Origin of the sequence: Paraburkholderia elongata (assembly GCF_013177735.1) — a bacterium.
Lineage (GTDB): Bacteria > Pseudomonadota > Gammaproteobacteria > Burkholderiales > Burkholderiaceae > Paraburkholderia > Paraburkholderia elongata.
Genome location: NZ_WOEZ01000200.1, coordinates 1 through 11,557 on the forward strand (window position 1 = coordinate 1; position 11,557 = coordinate 11,557).

An 11,557-nucleotide genomic window follows, 5' to 3' on the forward strand; every position below is an offset into this window, starting at 1 on the left:
GCACGCCAGACTTCCCTTGTGTTGGCGTCGGCCGCGACGACGGCGAACGACGCGGGAATTTATGACCGCGGAATGCGCTTCGCCATGCTGGCGATGGGGAAGAGTTGGCTCTCGCCGGGATCGGTAGAAGCAGAGCTGGAACTCATGCGTGGCGCGCATGCATCAATGCAGATTGCGTTGCTCAGTGGGCATCAGGAGCCGGTTGATTCCGCCGTCTTCAGCCCGGACGGTAAGCGCGTGGTGACCGCGTCCTGGGATAGGACCGCGCGGGTGTGGGACGCGGCTACGGGCAAACAGATCGCGCTGCTCAGCGGGCATCAGGGGTGGGTTTATTCCGCGACCTTCAGCCCGGGCGGTCAGCGGGTGGTGACCGCGTCCCGGGATAGGACCGCGCGGGTGTGGGACGCGGCTACGGGCAAACAGATTGTGCAGCTCAGCGGGGATCAGGGGTGGGTTTATTCCGCCGCCTTCAGCCCGGACGGCCGGCGGGTGGTGACCGCGTCCGCGGACGGGACCGCGCGGGTGTGGGACGCGGCGACCGGCCAGGTGATCGCGCAGCTTACCGGACATCAGAGACCGGTTTTCTCCGCCGCCTTCAGCCCGGACGGCCGGCGCGTGGTGACCGCGTCCTCGGACAGGACCGCGCGGGTGTGGGAGGCGGCGACCGGCCGGGTGATCGCGCAGCTCACCGGGCATCAGGGACTGGTTTTCTCCGCCGCCTTCAGCCCGGACGGCCGGCGCGTGGTGACCGCGTGCGACGACAAGACCGCGCGGGTGTGGGATGCGGCGACCGGCCGGGTGATCGCGCAGCTCACCGGGAATCAGGGACCGGTTTTCTCCGCCGCCTTCAGCCCAGACGGCTGGCGCGTGGTGACCGCGTCCGATGACAAGACCGTGCGGGTGTGGGATGCGGCGACCGGCCAGTTGATCGCGCTGCTCGCCGGGCATGAGGGACCGGTGAGCTCCGCCGCCTTCAGCCCGGACGGCAGGCGGGTAGTGACCGCGTCCGATGACAAGACCGCGCGTGTGTGGGATGCGGCGACCGGCCAGGTGATCGCGCAGCTCACCGGACATCAGGGGCCGGTGAACACCGCCGCCTTTAGCCCGGACGGCCAGCGGGTGGTGACCGCGTCCGTGGATCGGACCGCGCGCGCGTGGGACGCGGCGATGGGCGAACAGATCTTGCTGCTCGGCGGGCATCAGGAGCCGGTTGTTTCCGCCTCCTTCAGCCCGGACGGCCAGCGGGTGGTGACTGCGTCCCGTGATAGGACCGCGCGGGTGTGGGACGTGGCCACGGGCAAACAGATCGCGCAGCTCAGCGGGCACCAGAGGGCAGTTTTTTCCGCCGCCTTCAGCCCGGACGGCCAGCGGGTGGTGACCACGTCCGGGGATCAGACCGCGCGGGTGTGGGACGCGGCCACGGGCAAACAGATCGCCCAACTCAGCGGGCATCAGGGGTGGGTTTACTCCGCCGCCTTAAGCCCGGACGGCCAGCGGGTAGTGACCGCGTCCGCGGACAGGACCGCGCGGGTGTGGGACGCGGCCACGGGCAAACAGATCTTGCTGCTCAGCGGGCATCAGGAGCCGGTTGATTCCGCCGCCTACAGCCCGGACGGCCAGCGCGTAGTGACCGCGTCCTGGGATGGGACCGCGCGGGTGTGGGACGCGACCACGGGCAAACAGATCGCCCAGCTCAGCGGGCATCAGGAGTCGGTTGATTCCGCCGCCTTCAGCCCGGACGGCCAGCGGGTGGTGACCACGTCCGGGGATCAGACCGCCCGGGTGTGGGACGCGACCACGGGCAAACAGATCGCCCAGCTCAGCGGGCATCAGGGGTCAGTTTTTTCCGCCGCCTTCAGCCCGGACAGCCAGCGGGTGGTGACCGCGTCCGCGGATAGGACCGCGCGGGTGTGGGACGCGGCCACGGGCAAACAGATCGCCCAGCTCAGCGGGCATCAGGGAGCAGTTTTTTTCGCCACCTTCAGCCCGGACGGCCAGCGGGTAGTGACCGCGTCCGCGGATCAGACCGCGAGGGTGTGGGACGCGGAGACTGGCCAGGTGATCGCGCAGCTCAGCGGACATCAGCGGGCAGTTGGTTCCGTCGCCTTCAGCCCGGACGGCCAGCGGGTGTTGACCGCGTCCGCTGACGGGACCGCGCGGGTGTGGCCTATCCGATGGCTCATGCAGTATCGAGGTCGGCGCCTGGCTGAAGCTGTGTGTAAGGAAAAGCTCGTGGGCGCAAACCTGCTCACAGCCGATGATGAAGCTGCCCTTTCTCTCATACGCGGGCGCCAGGGCGAAAACGTGTGTGAACGGTAACGTGGAGACCGGAGCGGCATGCCACGATACGTTCACCCCATATCACGGCCAGCGCAACCGATTGCCTTCCCTAGCCGACGAACAGGCAACTGGCACGATTGCGATGACAACTGGTTCGTGAGCGTCGCTCTCCGGCAAGGTGACGGACCGGAATGGGTCGGTCTATGCCGATCGCATCAAACTCTGTTCGGCCAGGAGCCGCCGTTCCTCTTGATTCTTCTGAGGACGTTTGAAGGTCGGCTCCACGCTGACAACGGACGTTGACATTCAGCGGTCCAAGAAATTCACGTCGAGCATGTGCCGTTACGTCTGCGAGAAATCAAATAGAGATCTCTCCCTCTATCGGATCTTGATGACGACTTTACCCTTTGAACGTCCCGTTTCGACGTAAGCCAAAGCCTCTCGTGTTGACTTAAACGGAAAGATTCGATCGATCACGGGCCTGATCGCACCTGAGTCAATGAGCGTAGCGATCTGGCCTAGTTGGTCGCCATCGGCACGCATAAACAGGAATGAATAAGTGACCTCACGACGTTTCGCCGCTCTTCGAATGCGATAACTTAGAAAGCGCATCACCGTGTTTAGGAACAGGGAGGCCCCCATCTGTTTAGCAAAATCAGGATCGGGTGGACCGGCGATCCCGATGAGCTTGCCACCCGTTTTGAGAACTCGCAGCGATCTTTCGAGCGTATTTCCGCCTTGCGTATCCAGCACCACGTCGCAGTTTTTCAGCACGGCGGTAAAGTCGTCTTTCTTGTAATCGATGACGATATCAGCGCCAAGTTGCTTCATCAATCCGGCATTCGCGGCACTCGCTGTCGTCGCGACGATCGCGCCCAGATGCTTGGCCAGTTGAATGGCAAAGGTGCCAACACCACCCGAGCCGGCGTGTATCAATACCTTTTGTCCTTTCTTCAGTTGACCTTTTTCGACCAGCGCCTGCCACGCTGTTAAGGCCACCAACGGAATTGAAGCCGCTTCTTCCATACTGAGCGCCTTGGGCTTGAGCGCCACCGCCGCTTCCTTGATCGCGATAAATTCCGCGAAAGTACCGATCCGATCTTTGGGCGGTCGCGCATACACCTCATCGCCCGGTTTGAATCGCCGCACGCGCGATCCGACCCGGACAACGACCCCAGCCAGGTCGTTGCCCAAAATCAGCGGCAAACGATAGGGCAAAATTAGCTTGAACTCGCCATCCCTGATCTTTGAATCGAGCGGGTTCACGCCAGCGGCGTGAATCTGGACCAACACGTCGTCCTCACGCAGGTCCGGAACCGGCATATCGCCGGCGCGTATGCCACTCTTGCGTCCATATCGATCGACGACGAATGCTTTCATCATGGTTCGTTGTTCCTGTCAGTTTCTCGTTGCATAAAGTAATAGCGTTTATGTTGTGAGCCGCAGATCTTTGCGAATGCCGGCGTCCACCAGGCCCACAGGCGCAAATCTCCGTAGCAACCGCAGACGGCCGGCGAGCCCCCCCGCCGCATAGCGAAGCTTCGGGTGGGCCGCGAGAGCGGCTCGTAGAACGGTCTCGGCCACGACCTCAGGACCGTCGGCGCCCTCGACCACCTCTTTGACGCGCTTATCTACAGCCGCGCGCACCTCGCGGTATTCGTCGAGGGGGACGTCGGGCGCCATGAAGTTGGCGTCAAAGGGCGTCTTGATGTAGGCAGGCTCAATGACGGACACCCGGATGCCCAGCGTGCGTAACTCATGGTCGAGCGACTCCGAATAGCCTGCAACGGCGTGCTTGGTGGCGGAATACAGCGCCATATAGGGCATGGGTAAGAAACCCAGCACAGAGCCGATGTTGATGATGCGGCCGCTACCTTGTTGCCGCATATGGGGCAGCACGGCACGCGTCATGCGCACAATCCCGAAGAAGTTCGTATCGAAGATCGCGCGGGCCTGGTCAAGCGAACTTTCTTCGGCAGCGGCAGGGGCTACGCCGAAGCCGGCGTTGTTCACCAGCAGGTCGATGCGGTTGTGCAAGCGCAGTACTTCTGTGACAGCCGCTTCGACTGATGCTTCGCTAGTCACGTCCAGCGGCAGCATCTCGAACGTCCGCTGGCCGGCTTGTGCACCGCGCCGGCTGGTGCCGTAGACCTTGTACCCGGCCGTGGTGAGGCGGTTCGCAGTGGCCTCGCCGATACCCGACGAGGCGCCCGTAACGAGGGCTATTCCGCTTTTCATAATGTCCTTCCTTCAGATGGTGAGCAATGCCTTTGCATGGCTAGTCGAGCGTTTGTCCTGCCAAAAATATTATGGTCATCATATTTTTGATCCAGCAAAAACGCACGTCGAACAAGCGGATTTACTCGTCAGCGGGTGCGAATTTCTTCAATGCAGCGTCAAGAAAACTGTCCGACAGCTTGGGGTCGTCGACGGCGCGCGCCAGCACCATGGTTCCGACCATTGTGGCAACGATCATCAGTGCCTGTTCATGCGCACCCGGTTGGCCCCAATCAGGCAACTGGCGCGCGACGACATCGATCATCTCCTTGATGCGGCGGGTTGCAGCGCGTCGCACGACCGGTGCCTGGCGCGGCATCTCTGAGCCAAGGGCGGAGATCGGGCAGCCCGTCTCTATGCCTTCACGGTGCTCCTTCGACAGATAGGCGCGCACCATCGACGGTAATGCCTGCTCCGGTGGCACAGAGGCGGCGATTTGCTCCGACAGGGCCACCGACTCAGCGCCGGCGCGGTCGGCCGCTTCAGCGAGCAGCACCTCCCGCGATGGAAAGTGCGCGTAGAAGCCGCCATGTGTCAGGCCGGCCTCTTTCATGATGTCGGCCACGCCCGTCCCGTCGTAGCCGCTGCGCCGGATCGCGCGCGCGGCAACCTCCACGATGCGCTCATGCGTGATTTCCTTACGCCCGACCGGTTTCCTGGTGACTGATGACTTTTGCATGATGATCATCATATATTACTTCGGCACAATTTGTTGTGCGGAGTAGTCTCGATGGAGATCAAGGCCTCACCAGGCAGCGCAAACGTGCGCGACTCCCGTCAGGATGCTGAGTCTGATCTCGGGTTTCTCAACGGCCGGCTGAACATGCCTTGCCAGCGGAGGTCCAAGTTATTGTTGTCTTCGACAGGGTTGGGCCATGTCCCGCGCTTCGTTTGTCCACGCTCACGCCGCCCACGCCGATTGGCGGGTGGCTCTCGCCGAGTGCCAGAGGCAAATTCAAACCCAAATTGCGGCCCGTGCGGCGCAGCTTGACGAATCCGCTCCGTTCACGCTCGGCTGGTGTTACGTGAGCGACTATTACGCACCCGCGTCCGAGGCGATCCTCGACGAACTGCACCGGGGTCAGCCAGGCGTCGCCTGGGTCGGTACGGTCGGTGTCGGTGTGGCCGCCAGCGGCATCGAATACATCGACGAACCGGCCTTGGTGCTGATGGTCGCGCCGCTGCCACGGGAATCGTTCCGGCTATTCTCCGGCCTGCAGCCACTGCCTGCGACATCCTCCGGGTTCGTGGCCCATACCGCGCTGGTCCATGCCGAGGGCAGCACGCCGGACGTGCAAGAATTGCTGCACGAACTGAGCGCCCGCACGACCACGGGTTATCTCTTCGGCGGCCTATCCTCGGCGCGAAACCGTCCGCTGCACATGGCGGATGGCGTGTTCACCGGGGGAATGTCCGGCGTGCTCTTCGGCCCCGAGGTCGGTCTGATCTCACGCGTGACGCAGGGCTGCCAGCCCATCGGGCCGGTGCGCACCATCACCCAGGCCCAACACAATCTGGTGGGCACGCTGGACGGCAAGCCCGCACTCGATTGCGTGTTGCAGGATCTTGGACTCGACCGGGATCTGCCAATCGATGCGTTGTCGCAGGCGCTGTCTACCACCCTGGCGGGCTTGAGCACCGGCGCCGAGGACGTGCCGAAATGGCCTGGAAAGTTCGGCGCGGATACACTCGTGCGGCACCTGGTGGGCGTGGATACCCAGCACCGGGTCCTGGCGATTGCGGATCGGGTCGAGCCCGGCATGCATCTGGCCTTTTGCACGCGCAACCCCGAGGCTGCCCGGGTCGATCTGGTGCGCATTGCAACGGAAATCCGCGCGGAACTGGAAAGCGGCACGGCGGGGCACATGTCGGGCGCCCTGTATGTCAGTTGCTCGGGACGGGGCGGGCCTCACTTCGGAGCGCGGCATGCGGAGTTGCAGACGGTGCGAAATGCCCTAGGCGAAGTACCGCTGGTGGGATTCTTCGCCGGCGGCGAGATTGCAAGGAATCACCTTTACGGCTACACCGGCGTATTGACGGTCTTTACGAGCCCGGACTGACGCTCCGGGCGGTTCCGATTTTTGCCATAGCACGAAGAATATCCATACTGCGTTCATCCACAACAGCCATTCGTACGCCGCCCTGACAGATTCATGCACGCCCTCTTCAAACCAAGGCTTGTCAATGACGCGTTTGGCGACCCAGGTCTATACGTGGACTTTTGCGACGAACGGCGTGCCCTCCTTTTCGATCTTGGCGATATCTCCAGGCTGCTGCCCCGCCACCTGATGCGTTTGTCACATGTGTTCGTTACCCATACGCACATGGACCATTTTTCCGGATTCGATCATCTCTTGCGCGTGATACTCGGGCGCAAGCTTGGCATCGTGATGTTTGGCGGACCCAACTTTCTTACACAAATCGAACACAAGCTGAGCGCCTACACCTGGAACGTGGTGCATCGTTACGCGGTCGATCTGGTGATCGACGCACGCGAAATCGGAGTGGACGGTGGCGAGCAGCGCGCACTCTTTTCAAGTCGGAGACAGTTCGCCCGCGAAGCCAGCCCATCCTTTGACCGATCTGACGACGTGGTGCACAACGAAACAACCTTTCGCGTGCGTGGCCGATTTGTCGATCATGACATCCCGTGCCTTGCGTACGTGCTCGAGGAGAAGGCCCGCGTCATCGTCGCGAAGGACCGGCTCGCGGCGCTGGGGGTGTCGACGGGTGCGTGGCTGCGCGAACTGAAACATGCGGTGCTGACCGGCGCCCCCGACGAGACGCCCATTCAGGTTCAGTGGCGCGATCGGCATGGCGAGCACGCGATGACCCGACAGGTCGGCGAACTGCGTCACCTGATCCTCGACGTCGTTCCCGGGCGGCGCATTGGCTACGTAACGGACTTGCGCTATACGGAACCGAACGTAGCGACCCTATCGGAGTTGATGCACGACGTGGACCTGCTTTTTATCGAGAGCGTATTTCTTGACGAGGACAAGACCCATGCCCTGCGCAAGAATCACCTGACGGCCCGCCAGGCGGGTCTGATCGCGCGCCGGATCGGCGCCCGGGCGGTTGTACCGTTCCACTTTTCGCCGCGTTACGAAGGACGCTCGGCAGCACTGATTGCAGAAGTGCAGGCGGCGTGGTCCGCTACGTCGGTTCTGGGTGACGAAAAGCCCGATTAGACGGGATGAACGCGATGTCCGCGTTGCCCGGCCAACTGAAAGAAATGATACGAATGAGCATTTTATTGAGCATTTTTAGACTTAAAAATATCACTCCTTCGGCTTAAAGTGAAGACTCCTACCCACCTGATGAAGGAGTAACACCATGAGTCGAATCACCGTACCCGCAGTTGAGTCCGCCACTGGCGCGACTGCCGAAGTCTATGCCCAGGTCAAGAACGCCGCCGGCAGCATCCCGAACCTGTTCGTTGCGCTAGGCGCGCTGTCGCCCGAAGTACTCAAGGCGGTGCTGAATGCCGAAGGCGTGCTGGCTTCCGGCACGCTCAGCAAGCAGGAAGTGGAAACGATCAAAGTGCTCGTCAGTGAGCTCACCGGATGCGACTACTGCGTGGCAGCGCATACGATGCTGGGCAAGATGACGGGCCTATCGCCGGAGACGCTCAAGCTGATCCGTGCAGGCCAGCCTACCGGGGACGCGAGGCGCGACGCGCTGGTGCGCTTCGTGCAAAACCTGCAGCAAACCAGCGGCACGATCCGCGCAGACGAGTTCGCGGCGATCAAGGCGGCCGGCTTCACCGACGCGCAGCTTGCGGAGATCTCGTTGGCCATCGCGCTGACGGTGTTCACCAACACCTTCAACCGCATCAACGACACCGACGTGGACTTCCCGCCGGTCAGGTAATGCGCAACGGGACAGGCGTTCCTTCGCAGCGCCTGCTCCTTTCACTGCAGGCATTCGGCAAGTGTGACGAACCGAACAGCCGAATGTGTCGCGCGCCGCCAGGACAAATACATCGCAACTTCTACAGAGGCAGTGTGAAAGATCATGAACATTCATTTCCAAGTGGCAGAAAAGAGCAGCGGGACTTATCTGCATCTGGCATTTTTGCGGTGGTCGATGGTGGCCATCTTCATCTGGTTCGGGATACAGAAATTCACGCCCTATGCGGCCGACGCCATCGCGCCGTTGATCTCACACAGCCCGTTTATGAGTTGGTTGGGCGTGTTCGGCGTAAGAGGTGAAGCCCGGATTGTGGGGACGATCGAACTGACGACCGCAGCCGCTCTGATCATCGGATCGATGATTCCGGCGGTGTCCGCTTTAGGAGCGGCGATGGCGAGCGCCACCTTCCTCCTGACGACGTCCTTTGTACTCAGTACGCCGGGTATCACTCAAATAAGCCCGACCGGTTTCCCGATCATCTCGACCTTGCTGGAGCAGTTTCTGCTGAAGGACGTCGCCCTGTTGGCGGCTTGCTTTACACTGCTTCTCGCCTCTTTGTCGCCGCGCGCTGCGGCGTCGTAAAGGCTCGGATCTATGTCGTATCCTGGCGTCGTTGCTCCATAAAAGCCGAAGGATTCCACAGCATGAACATCGGACCTGCTTCTCTCCCAATTGACCTGGTTATTTTCTTTTTAAGCATTGCGGCTGCCGTTTTTGCAGGCTGGCTCGTCGACAAGCGTCGCAAAGATATCGAGCCGGCGATTTTTACCAGCACGATGATCGGATTGATCGTCGCACGCATATCGTTTGTTCTGCACTATCTGCCCAGCTACAACGGTAGTTTCTTGAAGATGGTCGATTTTCGAGACGCCGGCTTCGACACATTTTCCGGGGTAGCGGCAGGCATCGCGGTCATTGCGTTCATCCTCATGCGGCGCAGGAGCAGTCGACGACCGTTGCTGATCGCCACTGTCGTGGGACTGGCAACGTGGGGGGCGACGAGCATGGCGACCACTCACTTAAACCATTCCGGCGCAGTGCCCACTGCGTCACTTATCAATGAAGCGGGAACCATGCAGGCTCTTGCTCCGCGTGACGGAAAACCGCTCGTCATCAATCTCTGGGCTACGTGGTGCGCGCCTTGCCAGGCCGAGATGCCGGTACTTGCAAACGCCCAGGCAAGATACCCAGGATTGAATCTGGTGTTTGTCAACCAGGGGGAGCGGCGCGATACCGTGGATGCATTCATGAAGGCGCTGAATTTGCGCATCGCTAATTCGCTGTTCGATCCCGAACTCAGCGTTGCCAAGGCTACAGAAACGACCGCATACCCGACCACACTCTTTTACGATGCGTCGGGGCGAATGTTAGAGCGTCATCTCGGCCGGTTTTCGCAAGCGACGTTTGAGGCGACCATCAGCCGTTTGTACCCCGCCGCTGTTTTGCGTCCCGGTCAATGAGATTCTCAGGATGGCGCGGGCAAAGACTTACGCCACCTGAGTTTCAGCGTGGAACGGATAGTTGGTGAAACCACGTGCGTCGCCGCCGTAGAAGGTGCTGCGGTCGTATGGGTTGAGTGGCAAATTCAGCTGCAGGCGCTCGGCGCAGATCGGAATTGGCGATGAAGTGGCGGCCAAACGCTACGAGGTCCGCGTGACCCGCCGTGCGCTCATGGTGCAGCGGACGAGGGCAGGCGTCGAACAAAACTTAAGATCAACTGCCGATTGCCGAAAGTTGCCCGGGCGGCAGTTCGTCGGCCTTTGCCGACACTCGGGTAACGACTGCCGTAAGGCGGCCACCAGTCGCTTTCCTGACGTTCACCCGTTGTCAGCCGTGAATGTCAGGTTTCACTGTCTGCGGGTGAGTGCTCTCGACCCAATCCGGCCGAACGGCCGGCCGTCAATGAAGAGCTGCTTTCCTGGCAATTGCAGCCGGTCACCGACTCGAGGCAGGTTGCGATCCGCGAGCATCTGGAGGTCCACCTTTGGCTTGATTTGGATCGACGCGGTGGCCAGGGCAAGAAAGGACCCTCGACGACTGAATCGCAGTAGGTTCTGCCGGTCGTCTATCTGACCGGGCGGTACGCCCTGTCAGGTATCACATGCTTGCCATGCCGCGGAGGTGACCTCTGCAAATCAACGCGGTATCGCACTGCAGGTCAATGAAGTTTTTCCGCCATGCTTGGTCGCACGAAACTCCAAGGCTCGCCATGAGAGATAACAGTGGTCTTCGATGTGCTCTCGCATCAATCTAATGCTGCTGCAACATGCGAAGACGCAAGTCGCTTCCAAATCGCTCAAGGACCGAATAGGTCATGGGTGAACTCAGGCGGAGGGGAGGAACCTCGGTACGAGTACCGAAGCATTTGCGCGAGGAGTGCTTATGCGTGGCGACGTGTACTTTGTTGTGGGTTAGTCTCCAATAGCAGCGCAGGACAAGATGCTCATCTTGCGAGCGCAATCATGGTGGCTATCCTGCGATTGTAGGAAGACAGTACAGGTCAACCAGGCGTTGGGGCATCCCCCAGGGCCCAGGGCGGGGCATCCTCGGGCGGGCCTCTATTGACGCCTTACTAGCGGCTACGTAGCATGAAATACTGCCGCGACATTGTCATTCTCCAAAGGCTATGCAAACGTCTTCGTAGACAGTTGCGAGGAGGTACGGCGTTGAATGTCGCATTGCAGCAAGCTGGGGAGCAACTGCGAATTGTCATTTGCATGCTCGATGTTAAGAGCGCGTGGAGAGAACGCTTCCACAACCCCCAATCGAAAACCGCAGGCGCTTGTCAGACCTGACGGAGAACGGCCAATGGATTTCCACAAGTTACCTGACATCGACCTGAAGCTGCTTGTGATATTTGACGAGATTCGAAAATGTCGTAGTCTTACGCTCGCAGCCGAGAATCTTGGTGTCACGCAATCCGCTATCAGCAAATCATTGCAGCGTCTCCGTCGGCATCTGGGCGACACGCTATTCGTAAGATCACCGAATGGTATGGAGGCAACGCCCAGGGCCAAGGCCTTGGAAGCGCCTATAGCTGATGTGCTGCGGACGTACTACGAGCGCATTGCCATCGCACCACCTT

Annotated in this window: 10 protein-coding genes and 1 pseudogene; 7 read left to right on the top strand and 4 right to left on the bottom strand. The window is 60.9% G+C overall.

The features are described 5' to 3' along the window. Positions 1–2,319, top strand: a 2,319-nt coding sequence (locus GNZ13_RS36040; RefSeq protein ID WP_172173598.1) for a WD40 repeat domain-containing protein, incomplete at its 5' end; no start/stop codon positions are given. Between the two features lie 339 nt (positions 2,320–2,658). Here the strand turns inward: GNZ13_RS36040 and GNZ13_RS36045 are convergent. The 3 genes from GNZ13_RS36045 to GNZ13_RS36055 all read right to left on the bottom strand — a co-directional run bounded on the left by GNZ13_RS36045 (position 2,659) and on the right by GNZ13_RS36055 (position 5,248). Next, positions 2,659–3,660, bottom strand: coding sequence for an NADP-dependent oxidoreductase (locus GNZ13_RS36045; protein ID WP_172173625.1), 1,002 nt, complete (start codon positions 3,658–3,660; stop codon positions 2,659–2,661). Positions 3,661–3,708: 48 nt separating this feature from the next. After that, positions 3,709–4,518: an oxidoreductase gene (locus GNZ13_RS36050; RefSeq protein WP_172173601.1), complete on the bottom strand. Its 810-nt coding sequence runs from the start codon at positions 4,516–4,518 to the stop codon at positions 3,709–3,711. A 121-nt stretch (positions 4,519–4,639) separates the two neighbouring features. Continuing rightward, complete coding sequence (locus tag GNZ13_RS36055; RefSeq protein ID WP_172173604.1) at positions 4,640–5,248, bottom strand: TetR/AcrR family transcriptional regulator; 609 nt, start codon at positions 5,246–5,248, stop codon at positions 4,640–4,642. Positions 5,249–5,432: 184 nt separating this feature from the next. Between GNZ13_RS36055 and GNZ13_RS36060 the strand changes: the two genes are divergently transcribed. The 5 genes from GNZ13_RS36060 to GNZ13_RS36080 all read left to right on the top strand — a co-directional run bounded on the left by GNZ13_RS36060 (position 5,433) and on the right by GNZ13_RS36080 (position 9,932). Continuing rightward, positions 5,433–6,617: an FIST signal transduction protein gene (locus tag GNZ13_RS36060; protein WP_172173607.1), complete on the top strand. Its 1,185-nt coding sequence runs from the start codon at positions 5,433–5,435 to the stop codon at positions 6,615–6,617. A 93-nt stretch (positions 6,618–6,710) separates the two neighbouring features. Beyond that, positions 6,711–7,748 (top strand): ribonuclease Z, encoded by a 1,038-nt coding sequence (locus tag GNZ13_RS36065; protein ID WP_172173610.1) that lies wholly within the window; start codon positions 6,711–6,713, stop codon positions 7,746–7,748. Positions 7,749–7,893: 145 nt separating this feature from the next. Continuing rightward, complete coding sequence (locus GNZ13_RS36070) at positions 7,894–8,430, top strand: carboxymuconolactone decarboxylase family protein (RefSeq protein ID WP_172173613.1); 537 nt, start codon at positions 7,894–7,896, stop codon at positions 8,428–8,430. A gap of 144 nt (positions 8,431–8,574) precedes the next feature. Beyond that, positions 8,575–9,054, top strand: coding sequence for a DUF417 family protein (locus tag GNZ13_RS36075; RefSeq protein ID WP_172173616.1), 480 nt, complete (start codon positions 8,575–8,577; stop codon positions 9,052–9,054). Between the two features lie 62 nt (positions 9,055–9,116). Next, entirely contained in the window at positions 9,117–9,932 is an 816-nt protein-coding gene (locus tag GNZ13_RS36080) for a TlpA family protein disulfide reductase (RefSeq protein ID WP_172173619.1), read from the top strand. Between the two features lie 27 nt (positions 9,933–9,959). On the opposite strand, the pseudogene GNZ13_RS51730 reads toward GNZ13_RS36080, so the two are convergent. Next, a pseudogene (locus GNZ13_RS51730) lies at positions 9,960–10,134 on the bottom strand (alkene reductase); the annotation flags it as partial. Positions 10,135–11,280: 1,146 nt separating this feature from the next. On the opposite strand from GNZ13_RS51730, the gene GNZ13_RS36085 reads away from it, so the two are divergent. Next, a partial coding sequence (locus GNZ13_RS36085; RefSeq protein ID WP_172173622.1) for a helix-turn-helix domain-containing protein occupies positions 11,281–11,557 on the top strand: 277 nt, incomplete at its 3' end.

Excerpts from the sequence above, each read along its gene's own strand:
- GNZ13_RS36045 (WP_172173625.1), bottom strand. The coding sequence starts at position 3,660 with ATGAAAGCATTCGTCGTCGATCGATATGGACGCAAGAGTGGCATACGC.
- GNZ13_RS36050 (WP_172173601.1), bottom strand. The coding sequence starts at position 4,518 with ATGAAAAGCGGAATAGCCCTCGTTACGGGCGCCTCGTCGGGTATCGGC.
- GNZ13_RS36055 (WP_172173604.1), bottom strand. The coding sequence starts at position 5,248 with ATGATGATCATCATGCAAAAGTCATCAGTCACCAGGAAACCGGTCGGG.
- GNZ13_RS36060 (WP_172173607.1), top strand. The coding sequence starts at position 5,433 with ATGTCCCGCGCTTCGTTTGTCCACGCTCACGCCGCCCACGCCGATTGG.
- GNZ13_RS36065 (WP_172173610.1), top strand. The coding sequence starts at position 6,711 with ATGCACGCCCTCTTCAAACCAAGGCTTGTCAATGACGCGTTTGGCGAC.
- GNZ13_RS36070 (WP_172173613.1), top strand. The coding sequence starts at position 7,894 with ATGAGTCGAATCACCGTACCCGCAGTTGAGTCCGCCACTGGCGCGACT.
- GNZ13_RS36075 (WP_172173616.1), top strand. The coding sequence starts at position 8,575 with ATGAACATTCATTTCCAAGTGGCAGAAAAGAGCAGCGGGACTTATCTG.
- GNZ13_RS36080 (WP_172173619.1), top strand. The coding sequence starts at position 9,117 with ATGAACATCGGACCTGCTTCTCTCCCAATTGACCTGGTTATTTTCTTT.